General features: G+C 67.9%; 18 protein-coding genes and 6 pseudogenes. 9 read left to right on the top strand and 15 right to left on the bottom strand.

What is annotated here, in order from left to right; translation table 11 throughout:
* Positions 1-87: 87 nt before the first annotated feature.
* A pseudogene (locus tag OHS81_RS03860) lies at positions 88-1,458 on the bottom strand (alanine--tRNA ligase-related protein); the annotation flags it as partial.
* 107 nt (positions 1,459-1,565) lie between these two features.
* On the opposite strand from OHS81_RS03860, the gene OHS81_RS03855 reads away from it, so the two are divergent.
* Complete coding sequence (locus OHS81_RS03855; protein WP_328382422.1) at positions 1,566-1,802, top strand: hypothetical protein; 237 nt, start codon at positions 1,566-1,568, stop codon at positions 1,800-1,802.
* Positions 1,795-2,883 (top strand): response regulator, encoded by a 1,089-nt coding sequence (locus OHS81_RS03850; protein ID WP_328382420.1) that lies wholly within the window; start codon positions 1,795-1,797, stop codon positions 2,881-2,883. The genes OHS81_RS03855 and OHS81_RS03850 overlap by 8 nt, the downstream gene beginning before the upstream one ends.
* Positions 2,884-3,262: 379 nt before the next feature.
* Here the strand turns inward: OHS81_RS03850 and OHS81_RS03845 are convergent, their stop codons facing one another.
* The 3 genes from OHS81_RS03845 to OHS81_RS03835 form a co-directional block, all read right to left on the bottom strand.
* On the bottom strand, positions 3,263-3,523 hold the full coding sequence (locus OHS81_RS03845) for a MazG nucleotide pyrophosphohydrolase domain-containing protein (protein WP_328382419.1): 261 nt from the start codon (positions 3,521-3,523) through the stop codon (positions 3,263-3,265).
* A gap of 125 nt (positions 3,524-3,648) precedes the next feature.
* Positions 3,649-4,161, bottom strand: coding sequence for a hypothetical protein (locus OHS81_RS03840; RefSeq protein WP_328382417.1), 513 nt, complete (start codon positions 4,159-4,161; stop codon positions 3,649-3,651).
* Complete coding sequence (locus tag OHS81_RS03835; RefSeq protein ID WP_328382415.1) at positions 4,146-4,799, bottom strand: VOC family protein; 654 nt, start codon at positions 4,797-4,799, stop codon at positions 4,146-4,148. The genes OHS81_RS03840 and OHS81_RS03835 overlap by 16 nt, the downstream gene beginning before the upstream one ends.
* Positions 4,800-4,995: 196 nt before the next feature.
* Here OHS81_RS03835 and OHS81_RS03830 point away from each other — a divergent pair, with 196 nt between their 5' ends.
* Entirely contained in the window at positions 4,996-5,316 is a 321-nt protein-coding gene (locus tag OHS81_RS03830) for a hypothetical protein (RefSeq protein WP_328382413.1), read from the top strand.
* Complete coding sequence (locus OHS81_RS03825) at positions 5,306-5,656, top strand: three-helix bundle dimerization domain-containing protein (RefSeq protein WP_328382412.1); 351 nt, start codon at positions 5,306-5,308, stop codon at positions 5,654-5,656. The genes OHS81_RS03830 and OHS81_RS03825 overlap by 11 nt, the downstream gene beginning before the upstream one ends.
* Positions 5,657-5,941: 285 nt before the next feature.
* Here OHS81_RS03825 and OHS81_RS03820 read toward each other — a convergent pair whose 3' ends face one another.
* The 4 genes and pseudogenes from OHS81_RS03820 to OHS81_RS03805 all read right to left on the bottom strand — a co-directional run bounded on the left by OHS81_RS03820 (position 5,942) and on the right by OHS81_RS03805 (position 8,923).
* Positions 5,942-6,787, bottom strand: coding sequence for an NAD(P)H-dependent flavin oxidoreductase (locus OHS81_RS03820; protein ID WP_328382410.1), 846 nt, complete (start codon positions 6,785-6,787; stop codon positions 5,942-5,944).
* A 749-nt stretch (positions 6,788-7,536) separates the two neighbouring features.
* Positions 7,537-8,334: pseudogene (locus OHS81_RS03815) on the bottom strand (HAD-IC family P-type ATPase); the annotation flags it as partial.
* Positions 8,335-8,390: 56 nt separating this feature from the next.
* Positions 8,391-8,519, bottom strand: a pseudogene (locus tag OHS81_RS03810) (TetR family transcriptional regulator); the annotation flags it as partial.
* 2 nt (positions 8,520-8,521) lie between these two features.
* On the bottom strand, positions 8,522-8,923 hold the full coding sequence (locus tag OHS81_RS03805; protein WP_328382408.1) for a winged helix-turn-helix transcriptional regulator: 402 nt from the start codon (positions 8,921-8,923) through the stop codon (positions 8,522-8,524).
* Positions 8,924-9,081: 158 nt separating this feature from the next.
* On the opposite strand from OHS81_RS03805, the gene OHS81_RS03800 reads away from it, so the two are divergent.
* A complete protein-coding gene (locus OHS81_RS03800) occupies positions 9,082-10,041 on the top strand; it encodes an NADPH:quinone oxidoreductase family protein (RefSeq protein ID WP_328382407.1) in 960 nt (319 codons plus the stop codon).
* 26 nt (positions 10,042-10,067) lie between these two features.
* Here the strand turns inward: OHS81_RS03800 and OHS81_RS03795 are convergent, their stop codons facing one another.
* The 3 genes and pseudogenes from OHS81_RS03795 to OHS81_RS03785 form a co-directional block, all read right to left on the bottom strand.
* Complete coding sequence (locus OHS81_RS03795) at positions 10,068-10,616, bottom strand: hypothetical protein (protein ID WP_328382406.1); 549 nt, start codon at positions 10,614-10,616, stop codon at positions 10,068-10,070.
* A gap of 170 nt (positions 10,617-10,786) precedes the next feature.
* Positions 10,787-11,056, bottom strand: coding sequence for a hypothetical protein (locus OHS81_RS03790; protein WP_328382404.1), 270 nt, complete (start codon positions 11,054-11,056; stop codon positions 10,787-10,789).
* 171 nt (positions 11,057-11,227) lie between these two features.
* Positions 11,228-11,443 (bottom strand): annotated as a pseudogene (locus OHS81_RS03785) (protein-L-isoaspartate O-methyltransferase); the annotation flags it as partial.
* Positions 11,444-11,595: 152 nt separating this feature from the next.
* Here OHS81_RS03785 and OHS81_RS03780 point away from each other — a divergent pair.
* Positions 11,596-12,201: a hypothetical protein gene (locus tag OHS81_RS03780; protein WP_328382403.1), complete on the top strand. Its 606-nt coding sequence runs from the start codon at positions 11,596-11,598 to the stop codon at positions 12,199-12,201.
* A gap of 678 nt (positions 12,202-12,879) precedes the next feature.
* Positions 12,880-13,098 carry a hypothetical protein gene (locus tag OHS81_RS03775; protein WP_168482627.1) on the top strand — a complete coding sequence of 73 codons (219 nt, stop codon included), beginning with the start codon at positions 12,880-12,882 and terminating at the stop codon, positions 13,096-13,098.
* A gap of 392 nt (positions 13,099-13,490) precedes the next feature.
* Here the strand turns inward: OHS81_RS03775 and OHS81_RS03770 are convergent, their stop codons facing one another.
* A complete protein-coding gene (locus OHS81_RS03770) occupies positions 13,491-13,718 on the bottom strand; it encodes an IPT/TIG domain-containing protein (RefSeq protein WP_328382400.1) in 228 nt (75 codons plus the stop codon).
* 141 nt (positions 13,719-13,859) lie between these two features.
* Positions 13,860-14,669, bottom strand: coding sequence for a LysR family transcriptional regulator (locus OHS81_RS03765; RefSeq protein WP_328382398.1), 810 nt, complete (start codon positions 14,667-14,669; stop codon positions 13,860-13,862).
* A gap of 69 nt (positions 14,670-14,738) precedes the next feature.
* Here OHS81_RS03765 and OHS81_RS03760 point away from each other — a divergent pair, with 69 nt between their 5' ends.
* Together OHS81_RS03760 and OHS81_RS03755 are read left to right on the top strand one after the other, a co-directional pair.
* The gene (locus tag OHS81_RS03760; protein ID WP_328382396.1) at positions 14,739-15,641 is read left to right on the top strand and encodes an NAD(P)H-binding protein; all 903 of its coding nucleotides are present in this window, start codon (positions 14,739-14,741) and stop codon (positions 15,639-15,641) included.
* Positions 15,638-16,327, top strand: a complete 690-nt coding sequence (locus tag OHS81_RS03755) for an SDR family oxidoreductase (RefSeq protein ID WP_168482631.1) — start codon at positions 15,638-15,640, stop codon at positions 16,325-16,327. Before OHS81_RS03760 ends, OHS81_RS03755 begins: the two co-directional genes overlap by 4 nt.
* 77 nt (positions 16,328-16,404) lie before the next feature.
* Here OHS81_RS03755 and OHS81_RS03750 read toward each other — a convergent pair.
* Both OHS81_RS03750 and OHS81_RS03745 read right to left on the bottom strand, forming a co-directional pair.
* A pseudogene (locus OHS81_RS03750) lies at positions 16,405-17,343 on the bottom strand (Tn3 family transposase).
* Positions 17,344-17,508: pseudogene (locus OHS81_RS03745) on the bottom strand (IS5/IS1182 family transposase); the annotation flags it as partial.
* Between the last annotated feature and the right edge of the window lie 124 nt (positions 17,509-17,632).

Here is a 17,632-nt window from a genome sequence, read left to right as displayed (position 1 = left end):
CACGCTGGCCCAGTGGCCAAGCGCTTCTATGACATCGCGACCCCGCAGCGGTTGGGGCTGAGGCAGCCCCAACCGCTGCTCGTGGGCTCAGCTGCGTCCGGTGAGACGCGGCACATCCGCCAGCACGCCGTCCAGTCGATCGCGCGGGATGCCGCCTCCCTGGGCGATGTCCGCGGAGCCGCCACCGCGGCCGTCCAGCAACTGCTTGACCAAGGTGAAGGCGTTAAGCCCGGTGGTGGTGCCGGTCCGGTTGAGCGCGAGCACCAGGACACCGGCAGACGCCGCGACCACCCGCCGACGACTTCCGTCGCAGGTGGTCGCGGACGGCCAGGGCCAGGGCGCGTGCTTCGTCGGGGCTGCCCTCGACCACGGTCGTACCGTCGGCGGGTTCTGCTGAAGCAGCCAGTTCGGCGGCTCGGGCGGCGGTGGCCTGGGCTTTGAGGCGGGCGTTGTCCCGCTCGACGGCCTTGAGCCGGTCCAGCAGGGCAGCGAACTTGTCGGTCAGCTCGCCGCGCGGCGCGTTGAGCTGCTCGGCGATACGGGTGACGAGGCCGCGTTCGCGGGCCAGGTGGCCGAAGCCCTCCAGGCCCACAGCGGCCTCCAGCCGCCGCATTCCGGCGCCGACCGAGGACTCGGCGGTCAGGGCGATGGCGCCGATCTGCGAGGCGTACTCGACATGGGTGCCGCCACAAAGCTCCCGCGAGCAGGCCCCACCGATCTCCACAACCGGACCTTCTCGCCGTACGTCTCGTCGAACAGCGCGAGAGCCCCGATCTCCTTGGCTTCGGGCAAGGTCATCCAGCGCAAGCCGACCGGCAGATCTCGGCGCAGGGCCCGGTTGGCCGCCTCCTCGATCTCGCTGCGCACCATGAGGGAGAGGGCACCGCGCCAGAGGAAGTCCAGGCGCAGGTAGCCGGGCCGGTTGCAGGAACCGGACTGCAAGGCGGTCGGTCCGAGGATCTCGCGCAGTGCCACGTGCAGGGCATGGGTGGGGGAGTGGGCCTGCCGGGCTCCCAGCCGCCATTCGGCGTCGACGGCGACCACCACGCTGTCGCCGACGGACAACTCACCTGCGGTGAGGCGGACCTCATGGGCGACCAGACTGGACAACGGCCGCTGCACATCAAGGACCTCGCCCTCCATCGACGCGCCGGAGATCCGGCCCGCGTCGCTGTCCTGGCCACCGGACTCGGCATAGAACGGTGAGCGGTCCAGGATGACCGTGACGATCTCGCCTTCACTGGCCCACGTGGACCGGGTCGGCGCCCGAGCACGCCCAGCACACGGGATTGGTGCAGAGGAACCGAGTTCGCGCAAATGTTCGTGTCGCCCACGTTGCGCGGCAACACGGCGCCAACGCCATGGAACCTCAGGGCTGTGAGCTGCGCGAAGGACGGGTGGCACGCGTGGGTGACCGTGGGCAGCGCACAACTTCGATGCCCTGCACGGGCGTTCCCGGCATGCAACGGTGCTGTCGCCCTCCATGCTGTGTGCCAACCGTTCGGCAATCGGCCGCACGAGTGAGAATCCTCCCGCCCTGCGCGGGGCGGATGGATGGAGATGCCGTGGATCGGCCCCTGCTATCGCTCAGAACGACGTTGGTGTTCCTGCTGGCCGTGCTCGGTGGGGCGGTCGCGGCGTTGCTGTCCTGGACGGCCGGCGAAGGCGTTCCGCAGAGCGTGCTCGTCGGGCTCGCTGCAGCAGGCGCGGCGGTGTCGTTCTTCAACCGGCTTATCGTCGCCGAGTCCGAACGAGGCAAGACTGAGGCGGTCCAGCACGGGCAGGGGACGGAGCGTGGGTGAACTGCGGCCGCTGGGGAGTGATCTTCCGGAGGAATCGCGGGCTCTTGCCCAAGCGCTCCGGGAGCTGTTCGAGGGCCTGGAGGTGTCGGTGCGTCGCTATGCGGCTCGGCGCCGCCGTGACCCCGGTACGCTTTCGCGCTACCTCAACGGCACACGGTTACCGCCGTGGCGAGTCGTCACCGATCTGCTCGCCGACCTCGCCGAGCATCGAGGCACTGCGGTGACGAGTGATGCTGTGGAACTCGTACGCGAGCTCTACAGGTCTGCGGTCGACGCCTGTTCGATGCCGAAGCACGCGGTGGAGGTCTTGGAGGAGCAGCTGGCCGATGCGGACCGGGTCTCCCGGCGCTCCAGTGTGCGTGGAGACGTCTTGGGTGATGCTCTCCTGGACCGCACGCACCGCATCGCCGATCTGGAAGTGCGGCTGGGGCAGCTGGAGGCGGATTGGAAGGTCGAGCGCGCCCGCGCTGACCAGCTTGCGGCGGCCCACCCCGACCTTTCTCAGCTGTTGGACGAGCGCGAAGCTCTGCAACAGCAGGTGTTCCAGCTGGGGGAGGAGCTCCAGACTGTGAGGGAGCAGCGCGCGGCCGCCGAAGCCCGGTGCGAGCTGCTGGAGCGGCAGCTTGAAGCTGTCGAGTTGCCGACCGTCGCGCTTCCGACTGCGACAGACACGGGGATGCCCAAGATTCTCGTGGTGGATGACCAGTCCGACAACCTCCTGGCGATGACCGCGGTGCTGGGAACGCTCGACCAGGAGCTCGTTACGGTGAGATCTGGCCGGGATGCACTCAAAGCCCTGCTGGATCACGACGACTTTGCGGTCATCATCTTGGACGTGCAGATGCCTGAGATGGACGGCTACGAGACCGCCGCCCAGATCAAGCGCCGTGCCCGCAACCGCGACGTCCCCATCATTTTCCTCACCGCCATGGGCACCGACCCTGAGCACACCGCACGCGGCTACGCCGCCGGTGCAGTCGACTACATCAGCAAACCCTTCGACCCTTGGGCCCTGCGAGCCAAGGTCGCGGTCTTCACTGCGATCTACCTCGAACGCCGCCTGCGCGTGCCATCACCGTGACCACTTGCCTCTGCGCTCCAAATGCGGTGACCTCCGTTCGCTGGTGGACGCCCGTGTCCTGGTCTGCGAAGACGGAGGGCGCGACCGCCGCAGGCGGCGAGCAATCGCAGCAGCCCCTGGGAAACCCGCCAGACCTCAGCTGGCGGGGTGATAGGCCCGGCTCGCCGCCACGTGCGTAGTGAGGCGTCGGGCCTGCGGGCTCGGCTTGGAGAGCCCGCAGGCGGACAGCGGGGATGACGTGACGGGCGACAGAGCCGAGCGTCATGCTCTCGCAGCCTGATGGTGGTCACTGCGGAGCACAGGAAGATGAGGGCGGCCCCTGGCATGAGCCAGGGGCCGCCCTCATGCGGAACCCTCGCGATGGACGCGGGGCCAGCCTTCAGTCGCTGCTCGTCCTGATCTGCGCTCCGTGTTCGTTGCGCTCGTACGTACGCCGTTCGTTCTTCTCGATCTTCCGCTCGACCTCCGAATCGAGGTCCAGCCCGTTCATCTCCGCCACCGCGGTCAGGTAGAGGAAGACATCGGCCAGTTCTTCTCCGAGGTCAGGAAGGCCCTTGCGCCAGGCGGTGAAGGCTTCACCCACTTCGGCCGTGAGGAGTCCGAACTCCAGGGCCACGTCGCGGGTGTTGAAGTTCTTCATGAGCTTGTTTTCCCAGGCGAGCTTCTGGGCCTATGAGATGTCCACGACTCCTCCGGAGCGGTACAGCGGGTGCTGCCGCAGCCTAGCGGGAGCCGTGGATCCGGCGTGCCGGCTTCCAGTCGCCTTCACCCGGCTGACGGGAGTTCGAGGACCGTTGTGTCGAGGGTGAGCACCTTGGTGTAGTCCGCGAGCGTGGAGAAGACCCGCTGGTAGCCGGTGACGAGTGCGGCGACCTCCTCCAGGCTGGCGACTTCCCCGTCGCGGGCGAGGAGCCGCTGGCGAATGACGGGCGGGGGCGCGGTCAGGTGGACGAACATGCCCACGCGGGTTATCATGCTCTCGGCCAGATCGAGCGCCTCGCTCCAGGTGATGCGTGACCTACCGCGGTGCAGTGGTCCGTAGACCAGCTCACTGACGAAGCAGCGGTCGAAGAGGATGCGGCCGGCACCGTTGAGGATCTCGCGGTACCGGGTGGCCAGGTCGAGATGATCCGGCGTCTTCGGGGAGTGGATCACCTGGAAGCCGTGCTGCGCCGATAAGCGCTCCGCGAGGGTGCTTTTGCCTACCCCGTCGGGACCTTCGAGGACGAGCGTGTCGTAGGCGGTGGCCATCTCGTCGAGGTTCACATCGCCAGCCATGCCTGCACCGCCTCCCTGTCCTTGAGGTGAGCGTGGACGGCGTACTGGATCATGAGGTTGCGCCAGTTCGGCTCGCGGCCGGAGGCGTGGGTGAACGTCGGCTTCGGGTGGAACGCGGCGATCTGGACACCGGATGCGAGGGCGGCACCGATCAGGAGAGCCGTACCGGGAGGGGTCTCCGGCCCGGAGACGTCCGCCAGGAGCCACGATGCCCCGCACGCCGCGGTCAGATCGTCTAGGGCGCCAGTGATTGGGCCGGTGGCACTGAACCGCTGGGGTAGCACCGCCCTGTGGTTGGCGTCTAGGCAGAGTGGTGCAAGGTAGTCGTGCCCGCATGCCGCGTACGGAGACTCCTCGACGTAGATGAGTCCGTCCTCACGATGGGCCGTCGTTTGCAAGCCGGAGGCCGGCAGCTCCAGCAGGGCCTGCGGGCAGAGGTAGGCGAGCTTCAGCTCGCCGTAGGGCCACTCCTGGAGCACTCGGAAGTCCAGCTTCTCCGTGTACCAAGCCTTCGCCGCATCGTAGTCGGGAACGCGGATACCAACATGATGACCGCTGAAGGACGAAAAGGGGCTTGATGGGTTTTCGGCGGGTGGGTCGGCATGGGCATCGCCATCACTCCTCTCCTGCTGAACCATCAAGCTACCTCGGTCAGCTCCCGGCGCGTGGACGAGGCGGGGCGAGCGCATTGCCCACGCGTGGTGGGTGAACCCCTGACTGAGTGTGCGCAGGATCTGGCCGAGCGATCATGGCCGGGCTGCCGGAGAATGAACGCGGCGGACTCGGCGAACCGATGGGCTGCCTCGGGAGTGTGGAGCCTGGAGGTCATGAACCGTGCAGCCGGTGATATCGGAGAACTGGGCAGTGAACTGGGCGCTGCGGGCGCGCGAGGTACCGCAGGGGCACGTGGCCGCCGGACTGCTCATCGATCTCGTGGCCGATCCGCGGCAGGTGCACCTGTCCCACCCAGCGGCGTTCCCGATCTCGGCCGCAGCCACCGCCCTGGGGGTGTCCCCCGACCTCCTCTGCTCCGCTCTGCAGCGCCTTTCCGATGCCGGCCTGCTCTCCTGGTCGAGCTATGACGCGGGGGAAGGCGATGGCCTGTTCGCTGTGGTGACCCTTGTCCTACCCGGGGATACTTTTCATGACGGCTGACGAGCAGCCGCATGTGACCGGTGATCGCATTCCACCCGGGCGGGAGGCCCGGCACCGCGAAGCTCATTCGGCGATTCCCGAAGGATCCGCTATGCGCGTTCAGCAGGATGAACTCACCGCCGTCCAGAACGTGATCGCGCGCTTAAGGTCTGCGTACCCGTCCGTAGATCCGGCCACCGTCGACGCACTGGTCAAAACGGCCTACGACCAACTGCACCAGGCCAGGATCAGAACCTACGTCCCGATTCTGGTCGAACGCCGAGCCCGGACCATGCTCACCGCCGGCAGCCGGGAGAACAGGCCTCCCTCGACGCCACCGCAAGACACACGACCGCGCTGATGGTGCCGCAATCGACGGCGGGTGTCGCTTCACCGGGAAGTGCACTACAACGCGCATGGGTCGTAGGGCCGCAGGGCCGCCGCAGATTGCTGGCGGTCAGGTGCACTCAGTCGGCTTGATACCGCTGCTTGAAAGCGACCACCTGCTCGCTGCTGGGGGAGAGCCCACACCTGTTCGATGGATTTCCCGGGCTGTAGGCGGTCTGACATACGGCCGGATGTGACCGGGGGAAGGTCCGCCCGACACACCGTCCCATCGGCCGGGTCTCGCCGTTCACACTCCCGGTCAGCTCAGCAGCGATCGAGGCCGCGAGGCGAGGATTGCCTCGGCGTCGTCACTGATCGTCCGGACCACGTCCGCAGCGGGGCGGACGGCATCGACGAAGAACGCCGACTGACCGTAGAGGACCGAGCTCGTGTCGGGGTCGGGTGGGGCGTCGACGGGGCCGGAGGCTTCCGAGGGCGCGTCTTGCGCTGTGCGGTCCCGCAGCGTCGCCTCACGCTCTGACCACTCATCGGTGAACCGATTGCGGCGGACGCGTTCGCCGATGGCCGCCGGCCACGGCAGCCCCGAGACGATGTCGTAGGTCCGTGTCCATACGGTGTCGCTGCCGTCACTCTCGACGATCAGGCGCTTGTGGGCATCGTGTACCTCGACCGCTTCGGGCGTGGCGAGAAATGCCGTGCCCAACCAGGCGCCGTCCGCACCTGCGGTGAGAGCCGCCGCGAGAGTTCGACCGTCGCCGATGCCCCCGGCGGCGAGCACCGGAACATCGGGATAGCGCTTCACGATTCCGGCCAGGAACGGCAGCAGGCCCATCGTCCCGGTGTGGCCACCGGCCTCGGTGCCCTGCGCCACGAGGACGTCGGCACCCGCGGCGACGGCCGCCTCCGCGTCGCCGTAGTTCTGGACCTGGCACATCACCCGGGCTCCCGTGTCCTTGGCGCGAGCAAGCCACGGCCGGGGGTCGGCGAACGACAGCGCGATGATCTCTGGTCGCTCTTCCAGTGCGGCGTCGAAAAGTGGCTCGGTGAAGGAGAGGAACGGCGTGATGAAGCCGATTCCGAACGGGCGGTCCGTCGTGGCGCGGATGGTCGCGATCTCCGCGCGGATCCAGTCGGGCCCTTCCACCCATGTCGGAGGACCACTGACCGATGACGCGGCCCCGGTGGCGATCCAACGCTCGCCCCGACTCGTCCCCGGCCACCAGCTCAGGAAAAGGGCCCACTTCGCCGATCCGCCCGATCACGCCGACTGAGCGGCCTCACACGGGCACTGAGCGCATGGCCCGTTCCTCCACGCCAGTCGTTTGCCGCCCCCGGACCGCCGGCCTCTACGCCACCGGCCATCCCGCTTCGGTTCACCTCGTGACGGAGGAAGACGCGGTGCACGATGCGGGCCGGCAGTCCCGGAAAACCCATGGCCCTGCACGAGGCGAGGAGCGCGAGGCGACGTGTGCGAGGTGGCGAGGGCATCTCATCCTCTGCCGGGCGTTCGGGCGGGTCCGGGCGCGCCCCGTGAGACCGGCGGCGACCGGAACCTGTGGTCAGTCCTGTGCCCGACCGTGAAGACATGGTCCCGAGCCGCCCCGATACTCGGCTGGGCCCCGACCGACTGCATGTTCCGACGCCGGGTCCGGTGGTCCGATGACACATCGGGGCCGGATAGCGGATGACCGACCCCGAAGGCGGATGATGCGACCCCGACTCAAATCCGATGGGCTGTACGTGCGCACCACGTTTCGACGAACAGCCCCTGCTGACCTCGCCGTTCAGGCTTGCTTCCCAGGCCTCCGGCTTCGGCATGGAGCTCTGCCCCGCAGGCGTAGGCCCGGGTGTGAGTACGGCCCCGGCTGCGCCTCCCGAGGCCCGGGGCGCTGCTCAGCCGAGGCCGGGGATCTGGGAGACGAGCAGGTCGATGAGTTTGATGCCGATGAACGGGGCGATGAGGCCGCCGAGTCCGTAGCGGGTGAGGTTGCGCCGGAGCAGGTCATGGGCGGAGGCAGGGGTGTAGCGCACGCCGCGCAGGGCGAGCGGGATCAGCGCGATGATGATGAGGGCGTTGAAGATGATCGCGGAGGTGATGGCGGAGGTCGGGCTGTGCAGGCCCATGATGTTGAGGTCGGACAGGCCCGGGTAGGCGCCGGCGAACATGGCCGGGATGATCGCGAAGTATTTGGCGACGTCGTTGGTGATGGAGAAGGTGGTCAACGCGCCGCGGGTGATGAGGAGTTGTTTGCCGATCTCGACGATCTCGATGAGCTTGGTCGGGTTGGAGTCCAGGTCCACCATGTTCCCGGCCTCCTTGGCGGCCGAGGTCCCGGTGTTCATGGCGACACCGACGTCCGCCTGGGCCAGTGCGGGGGCGTCGTTGGTGCCGTCGCCGGTCATCGCGACCAGCTTGCCGCCCTCCTGTTCCTGGACGATCAGCGTGAGTTTGTCCTCAGGGGTGGCTTCGGCGAGGTAGTCGTCCACGCCTGCTTCCTGCGCGATGGATTTGGCGGTGAGCGGGTTGTCGCCGGTGATCATCACCGTACGGATGCCCATCCGGTGCAGTTCGGTGAAGCGTTCGCGGATGCCGTCCTTGACGACATCCTTCAGGTGGATGACGCCGAGCACCCGCGCCCCGTACGGGTCGTGCATCGCGACCAGCAGCGGGGTCCCGCCGGACGCGGCAATCGCCTCACCGGGGTGCACGTCCAGGACAACGAGTCCGACCCGAAGAAGCGCGCGTTCAAGGCTGCCAGTGCGTGTGGTGCGAGCCCTTCCGCGTCATCACGATGGCTTTCGGACCACTGGGCGTAGCCTCGCTTGAACGCGAGGACTCCCAGTTCACCCGCGAGATGCGCGGTCGGGTCGGGAACGATCAGCTGTGACTCTTGACGGCCTCGGCGGGCTGGGCGTTGGCGCGGGCGTCGTATTCCGCGCGGGCGTCGTCGATGTGCGCCAGGTGCTCGATGGTCCACTTCCGGAGGGGCGCGGTGGCTTCGTAGAGCGTTCTGCCCATCGGGGTGAGCTCGTAGGTGACGTGAGGCGGCATCACGTTGTGGACGGTGCGGATCAGGATGCCGTCCCGTTCCAGGCTCCGCAGGGTCACGGTGAGCATGCGCTGGCTGATTCCGTCGACGGTTCGCTTTAGTTCGGTGAAACGGCGCGGCCCCAGATCGAGGCGGCACACGACCAGGAGCGACCACTTGTCCCCGACCATGCCGAGGACGACGCGGGCCCGGCCCGCGTCCTGCTGCGACTGGCTATCAGTCGGGGTCATCGTTACCTCCAGAGAACCGGGACACCAAAAAGTGCCTTATTGATCGGGATGCGGCTGGTACACCATGCTGGTCACGGTTCTTAAAGAGTACCGAGGCGCGAAAAGTAACCGTGCCGTTCCTTCCTGTTGCCCCATCCCAGGAGCCCCCCATGCGTGCTATGCACATCACCACCCTCAAGGGTCCCGACGCCATAGAGCTCGTCGAAGTCGATGAACCGACGGTCGATGCCGAGTCGGTCGTCATCGACGTGCACGTCGCCGGCGTGACCTTTCCGGAGGTTTCACAGAGCCGCGGTGAGTACCACCTGCGGCGGACCCTTCCCTTCATCCCGGGCACCGAGGTCGCCGGAGTCGTCAGGTCCGCCCCCTCGGACAGCGGCCTGACAGCCGGGCAGCGGGTCGCGGCCTTCCCCGGGGTCGGCGGATACGCCGAGACGGTGACCGCCCCGCCGACGGCGGTCTTCCCGCTCCCCGACAACGTGTCCTTCGACACGGGCGCGGCCCTGCCCATGAACTATCTGACCATGCACTTCGCCCTGGTGCGCCGGGCGCAGCTGAAGCCGGGTGAGACGGTTTTGGTGCACGGAGCAGCCGGCGGCGTCGGCACCGCCGCGGTGCAGTTGGCCGCCGCACTGGATGCCAGGGTGGTCGCGGTCGTGTCCGCATCGGGAAAAATCGATACGGCGAAGGCTGCCGGCGCCGATGAGGTCGTCTTGGCCGACGCCTTCGAGGACGCGGTGCTGGAACTGACCGGAAATCGCGGCGTTGACATCGTCGTGGACCCGGTCGGAGCCGGCCGGGTCTCCGGCTCGCTGCGCATCCTCGCGCGCGAGGGCCGCCTTCTGGTCGTCGGCTCAACGGGCGGCGACGTTGCCCAGATCAAGGTCGACAGCCTTATGCGCAACAACCTCAACGTCTCAGGAGTCGGCTGGGGCGCGTTCTGGGTGGAGCAGCCTTCCTATCTGCAGGAGCAGTGGGCCGCGCTACTGCCTCTCCTGCGGGCCGGCAAGCTTCAGCCCGTGATTGGGCGGCGCTTCCCGCTTGAGCAGGCATCGCAGGCTCTGCTCGAACTCGACGAGCGCCGCGCGCAAGGGAAGGTGCTGTTGGACGTCCAGTGAGAGACCGCCATCGTGGTCTTTGCTGGTCAGCGGGGCTGGTGTGATGTTCGGGTGGCGGTGCTCGTGCTGATCGGGAGCGTGATCGTCCGCCATCGCTGGACTTCGTTGGTCGCAAGGACGAGCAGGGCCCGCAGGAGGGTGGTCGCGTGCCGGGCGTTCATGCGGTGTTTGTAGAGCTGGGTCAGAGCGGCTGCCTCACGGTTCCACTTCGTTCCACCGATCCGCTGTGGATTCAACGGCGAGTCGACGCGGAATTCCTTGTACGCCCGCAAATCCGTAATGGTCGCCGCCCGCCAGGGAACACCCCGCCGCCAAAGCCACGACAGCAGCAAACGGATGTCTATCGCGTAATTCCGACGCGATTCCCGTTCCAGGTTGCGGAAATCTGGAGAGAGGGTGAACTGCAACAATTCCGCGTCCACGACGAAATCAGGCCGTACAAAGACCGGATCGCCCGGCCGAAGTCCCACCGCGTCCAAGGCGGCCGGCAGGTCGCGGACCCCCAGCACCCCGTACTTCGGTAGCGGCCCCCACCGCTCCGGATCCGGCACGAACACCAGCCACCACTCGTCCAACTTCCACCCCTGTGAGTCGCTTGAACTCACTCAATCATCAGGGAAACACACGTGGGGATAGTCGGCCTCGCCGTTGATGATGAAGCGAATCCTCCGGCACAAGCACCCGCCGGACCGCAGGGGGCTGGCGGCACTCATGCCCATTGGCTCGTCTCCCCGTGGTGGTGTGGTCATTGCGTTGCCTCCTCGGTGACGGTGTGCGGCGTGGGCAACCGCCAGGTCAAGGCCCCCTGCCCGCGGCCGGCGCTCACCCGCTGTTCGCCGTCGGACTCAAAATCGAGCCGATAGACCTCCGGCTCCCCGGCGGCCCGCCACCGGACGGTCGTCTCGCGGATCTCGGCCCAGATGTCCCGCGGGCCGCTGGCCGTGACCGTCCACGTGCCGGCACCGTCCGGGCGGGCGGCCATCCAGGAACCGCAGCCGGGCGCGCCGATCACCAAGTCGTCGACCCCCCTGTGCCGCACCAGGCCCGGGTGCAGGGCGTCCAGCGCGAGCCAGAAGCCGCGGGCCTCATCCGACGGCGGTACCCCAGCGGATCGGAAGGCCCGAGCCTCCGCGCTACCAGCGGACCGCGCTGCGATGCGCTCGCGGAACGCTGCGGACAGGAAGATCTACTTCCGGCCGTGCCCCGCCCGGTGGGCGAATTCCACCGCCCGCAGGTGCGAGGTGACCCGCCCGTCCGGGCACCGGGAGATCACCGCCAGCGCGGGCCACGACGGCGTCGTCGTCGTAATGTGCATCAGCATCCGCCCTCCTGGGGCGAGTTGATCCATCAACGCCCCCGGCACGCAGGGGAGGGCGAAGGAGACGAAGATCCGGTCGTACGGGGCGCACGGAGCCCGCGAGCCGGTCCACCGGTTTGAACACTGGCTTCACGCGTTCGGTGAATCCGGTAGTGGGCCTGTCAGTGCTGCGGCATCGCCGTTTCGGGGCCCGCGCGGGGCGCCAAGGGTGTGGGCAGAGCGGCTGGAGAATTGTCATGGGTGAGCGGGAGATGTGGACGACGGAGGAGTTCGGCTCTTCCCACGAGGGCGCGGTCGGCGTGCTCCTGGCCGACGGCACTGTCCCGGCCTCCGTCTTCTTCGATACGGGCTCTGGTGCGGACGGCCAGTCGGTGTCGCAGGGGAGCGTCTACGACGGCCAGATCGCGTACGGGCCGCGGGCGGCCGCACTGCGCGCGGTGAGCTCCTGCGGCTGGAATGGCCCAGAACACCGCCTGGACTGGGACATGATCGGCGAGCAGAAGCTGGCCGAGGCAGCTCACGGTACGGCGGACACCTGCATGGAGGACTGGGACACGCACACCGCCGACGTCGAACAGGCGGCCATTCCCTTGCCGGAGACGGTCACTGTCTTGCCGGCCCAAGTGCAGGAGGAGATCGAGAAGCTGGCGAAGACTTCACCGCTGGCGGCTGTACGGGCAGCGCACCGGCTGGAGGTGACTGCCGAACACGTTGGGTACTGGCCGGCCCACGATGCGCGGCAGGACACGACGGCCGAACAGGCCGCCGCGGCCCCCGGCCTGAACGAGGACGCTGCCCGCAAGCTGATGGCCCGCTTCGGCGGCTGGAGCCCCTACCGCTGATCACCGACATTCAGAAGAGATCTCAGCCCATCATCGGCCCCCGCTACGACGATCCCGAGTACGACAACGACGACCCCGCCGGGGAGACCCAGGACACTTCCTTCCGGCGATGGCTGTTCGAGAACTCACCGCGGCCGGCGCCACTGCGAGCATGGCCTTCAGCTACGCCCCGCCAACCGTTACCACGGCCTGAGCCGCGAGGATTTCGCCTTTCTCGCCACCGTCGCCGACACCGCCATCGAGGCCGGGCAGGCCGCCCACAAAGCCGACTCGACGAATGGGCGCGCGAGCAGCAGCTCCGAGACCACCCGGACCTGGCCGTCCTCGACGCAGACCTGGACCGCAGCGGGTACCGCCCCTGACCTGCAAGCAGCGAACGGCCGGCCGGTGCCGTTGCTGAGGTGGGCCTACCAGATATCGGTATTGCCCTGCCAGCTGCGGTGCAGCCGTCCGACCAGCTCCTGTGCCGTCGTGCAGCACGATCCGAATCGGAGGCGCAGGCAGTCTGGCTCCCGCCTTTGATCTGCGTGTGCCCCCCCGGCGCCCCGGGGTGGATCACTCGGGCGGGCCGCCTTCGTCGTGGGCCCTGCGCCGAACGTTAGTGATCATTTAGTGATCCATTAGCGGGGCCGGGCAGCGTGGTGATCGTCCACGGAAACACTTCGGAAGAGCGAGGATATGCGGAAGAAGCTCAGCAAGGCAGCTGTCGTCCTGGCCGGTATAGCGGCGGCCACCACGATCAGCATGGGGGCGGCACAGGCAGCGGATTACCGTGGCTTCCCCACCCAGAAGGCGTGCATGGACAAGGGGGCAGCGCTGACGGACAACGGTCACACGGCCGGCTACATGTGCACCGAGCAGAGCGATGGCTGGCTGCTCGAGGTGGGCAACGACTGAAGACGGCTCGTGATGAGTGCCCCTGCGCTCTTCTTGGAGCCCATCGGGCCCGAATGTTCCGCATCGCATTGCGGCGGGCTCTGAGCAGAACGAACATATTCCCCGGGCCTCCGCGGCGGCCCGGGGAATATGTTTTCGTCAAGCACTGCAAGCCGGGCACCAAGACCCAGGTGGCGACACACCACGTGCGCAGCGTCCGGACGATCAGAGTGCGCACCGCCCGCAGCAGCCGGGCCCCGACCAGGGCCCCGGAGCGCCAGCTCGCCGAGACCGACGGCCAGAACCCGGCCGCCGGCGCCCCGTACGAGCAGGAACACCCCGCGACCGAGGGTGGCTCCACCTGCGAGCGGGCCGGAGGCAGGGCTGATGCCACACAGGTGGGGTGGGCCGAATTAGTGGAACGGCGCCGCGTTGCTGACGCCCGCGGCGGTGATCAGCGTTACGCCGGCCACGCCGTTGCCAGCTGGGGACACCGCGGTGACCTGTGTCGGCGAGACCTGGGTGATGTGGGTGGCGGGCCTGGAGCCGAACAGCACTTCGCGGGTGCCGGCCAGGTACGCGCCAGTGATCGTGACCAGGGTGCCACCAGCGGTGGGGCCCCGGTTCGGGGACATGGGCATGGAGGCGCCTCCCGGCAGTGATCGACAAGAACGCGAGCGCGGAGCGACCGGCATGCCGGTCTGGGCGCAGCGGACCCGGTCACCCGGGAAGGCCAGCCGGAAGGCCAAGCCACCCGGAACGCAGTCTTGCCCGCTGATCGTTTAGGTGTGCCGCAGCGTCGCGGTGGCGATCTCCAGGAAGTCGCGCAGCAGTTTCTCCCGCCGGTCCGCGAGGACGGCCAGGCATGTCCCGATCCTCGGGGCATCCGTGACGGGGAGGTGGGCGAGGTCGGGGCGGGAGTAGGAGCGCGCGACACTCAGCGGGACGAGCGCGATGCCGTGCCCGGAGGCGATGAGCTCGAACTTCTCTTCAAGTGAAGACGTCCGCCGCGTCGGTGCGTCGAGCAGCCGCTCGCCGCCGAGGTCCGCGGAGGCAAGCTTGCCACGGCACGCCAGCGGGTGCGCCGCGGGCATACAAGCGACCCTGGGCTCATGGCCGATGGGGATGGTGTGCAACCCCGAGTCGTCGAACGGCTGCCGCAGATACCCGACCTGGGCCCGGCCGTCCCGGAGCGGCGCGTCTTGCTCCCACCAGCGCGCCGGGACGACGTCGGTCTCGACGTCCGGGCGGCGCGACGAGAACGCCCGGATCGCATCCGACACGTGCAGTCCGGGAGAAAAGGCGACAACGAGCCGTTGGGCACCCCGATCAACGTCGTGCACGCGCTGCACCGCTGCGGGGACAGCCGCGAGAATCTTTCTCGCCTCCTCGTGGAGCTGTTCCCCGGCGGCGGTCAGCTCCACGCGTCGCGTGGTCCGCACAAGCAGAGCGCACTCCAACTCCTGCTCAAGCGCTTTGATCTGACGGCTGAGAACCGGCTGGGCGATGTAAAGCTGTTGCGCCGCCCGGCCGAAGTGCCGGTGCTCGGCCACCGCGACGAAGTAGCGGAGCTTGCGCAGATCAAGATCCATGCCTTTACGGTATCAATTGCCCAGGAAGGGTATTGGACGCCGCAGGCGGGCTGCCCCGAGACTCGAAACATGATCGTCATCACCGCCCCCACCAGCCGGATCGGCAGCAGGCTCCTGGACACCCTGCTCAATGAGGCTCCCGCTCGTGGCGAAGAACTGCGCGTCATCGTGCGCGACCCCGCAAAACTCCCCGACGCGGTCCGTGCCCGCGTCGACGTCGTCACCGGCTCGCACGACGACCCCGAGGTCATCGATCGGGCCTTCGCCGGCGCGGACGCCGTCTTCTGGCTGGCTCCGCCAGACCCGCGGGCGCCGAGTCTGGACGCCGCGTACTCCGGGTTCACCCGCGCCGCCGCAAAGGCGTTCACGGCCCACGCGGTGGGGCACGTGGTCGGCGTCTCGGCGCTCGGCCGTGGCACACCCGTCGCCAGTCGCGCCGGACATGTCACGGCGTCGCTGGCCATGGACGACCTCATCGCGAGTACAGGCGTGGCCTACCGCGCGCTCGCGAACCCTACTTTCATGGACAACCTGCTGCGGCAGGTGGCTTCGATCCGCGACGACGGCGTGTTCACCGACACCGTCTCCGCCGACCGCAGTGCACCGGCGGCCGCCGCCCTGGACATCGCCGCGGCCGCCGCCGGCCTGCTGCTCGACCGCTCATGGACGGGGACGGGCGAGGTTCCGGTGCTGGGCCCCGAGGACCTTTCGGCGAACGACATGGCGCGCATCATGACCGACGTGCTGCGCCGCCCAGTCCGCTATGAGCGGCAGTCGCTCGACGACTTCCGCGCCCAACTCACCGGACACGGCTTCGGGGACGCGCTCGTCGAAGGCTACGTCGACATGATGCGCGCCAAGGACAACGGCCTCGACGACGGCGTGCAGCGCACCCCTCAGACCGCGAGTCCGACCACCTTCCGCACATGGTGTGAGAAGGTCCTGGAGCCCGCGGTCCGGGTCCAGGCATGAGCGCCAGGACCGCTCTCATCGTCGGGGCATCCCGCAACCTCGGGCTCGGCCTCGCCACCGAGTACGCGCAAAGCGGCTGGGACGTCATCGGAACCGTCCGGGGCAGTCGCCGCACCGCTCTCCACGACCTGGCCGAGGCATCCAGGGGCCGGGTCATGGTCGAGTCACTGGACACGACGAAGCCAGAACAGGTCACCGCGCTGCGCGAGCGCCTGGCCCGGCACACCCTCGACCTGCTGTTCGTCAACGCCGCCATCACGAGGGGCGACATTCCGATCGGCGACGTCCCGGAGGAGATGTTTGCCGAGGTCATGGTCACGAACGCGCTCAGCCCCATGCGCGTCGTCGAGTCCTTCCGCTCGCTGGTCGCGCCGACCGGGACCATCGGCGTCATGTCCTCGCGCCAGGGCAGTATCAGCTTGAACACCAACGGCGGCCAGGACGTCTACCGAGCCAGCAAGTCCGCCCTCAACCAGCTAATGCGCAGCTACGCCGCCCGGTACGCCGACGCCGCGCACACGCTCCTGCTCATCTGCCCCGGCCATGTCCGCACCGAACTCGGCGGGCCGGACGCACCGCTGACCATCGACCAGTCCGTCCCAGGCGTGGTGGGCACGATCGACCACCACAGCGGCGAACCGGGCCTGAAATTCGTCAATTACGAGGACCAGCCCGTGCCCTGGTAAAAGCCGTCGGAGTGACGCCGGCCAGCGCTCACACAAGAAGGCTCGCGGTCAAGCGGCCTGACCGAGGCCGGCGGCGGTCAGGTCCTGCTCGCGCAGCGGGGTGAAGCCGACGTCGAGTTCGGGTCGTACGCTTCGGGCCGGATGCCGAGTTCGTGGGTGCTGTACTCGCCGAACCGGTTGATGTGCTCGGTCAGGTACGGCGAGATGTGCGCCAGGTCTTCCGGGCAGATCTCCCATCCCTCCTCCAGCAGCTGCCGCACGATCTCCGCGATGTCCACGGCATAGTGGAAGATCACCGAGTTCGTGAGCAGAGCGTTGAACTTCATCGCCTTCTCCTGCTCGATCGGGTCGTTGTCGGCGATGACCCCGCGGTTGCCGAAGCCGATCCACTGGGAGAATCGATTGAACGACTCCACCTTGTTGGTCGCTGCGGTCACCCGTCGGCGCAGCGGAGCGTCGGAGAGTTAGCGCAGCAGCTGGACAGTGCGGATCACGCGGCCGACCTCGCGGAAGGCGGCGGAGGTGGCGTTCTTCCGTGACCCGGAGCGCAACCGCTTGAGCAGTGTGGAGGAGGAGATGGCGCCCTCGCGTACGGAGACGGCCACGCGCATCAGGTGGCGGAACTGGGACTCGATCAGATGAAAGTTGATGACGTTCTTGCCCGGCTCGCCGAACAGGGTGTCGATGTGCACGTACTCCGTCTGCTTGGAGGGCCGGTAGAAGGTCAGTTCCTTCCAGTTCCTGATCCTGGGCATCAGGTCGAAGCCCAGCAGGTGGGCAAGCGCAAAGACAGGGAAGCTCTGGCCTTGGGTATCGGCGTGCACGGTGGTCGGCTGCACCTCGCTGGTGTTCTTCAGCAGACCCTCGATGATGTAGACGGCCTCCCATACCCCGCACGGGATGAAGTGCGTGAACAGCGCGATGTAGGTGTCCGTGACGTGGTGGTAGGCGATGCCGCCCGGCTTGCCGTACCGGACGCTCGTCTCGGAGAGCAGGTTGTCGAGATAGGTGTCCATGCGGGCGATGCGATGCCGGATGCCGCGGCTGCGTAACCATCGGCGCAGGTGGTTGTAGTCGTAGCCTTTGTCGCCGTGGAGTTTGGCGGGCCGTCGACGGCGCGGTCCGCGCCGGGAGCGAATGGGTGGGATGCCTCGCACGAGCGGTTCGAGGGCCGGGCTGTCGAGTGCGGGCTCCAGCAACCGCTTGTAAGCTAATGCCCCCTTGTCCGCGAATAGCGCCGTAGTGTCGGTCGTCGCCCGGGAACAGGGAAGATGGTCAGTCGGGGGAGTGGCTGGTCGTACCGGG

The organism is Streptomyces sp. NBC_00400, assembly GCF_036048035.1.
Lineage (GTDB): Bacteria > Actinomycetota > Actinomycetes > Streptomycetales > Streptomycetaceae > Streptomyces.
The sequence above is the reverse complement of the archived record's forward strand: the minus strand, read 5'-3'. Positions and strand labels throughout refer to the sequence as shown.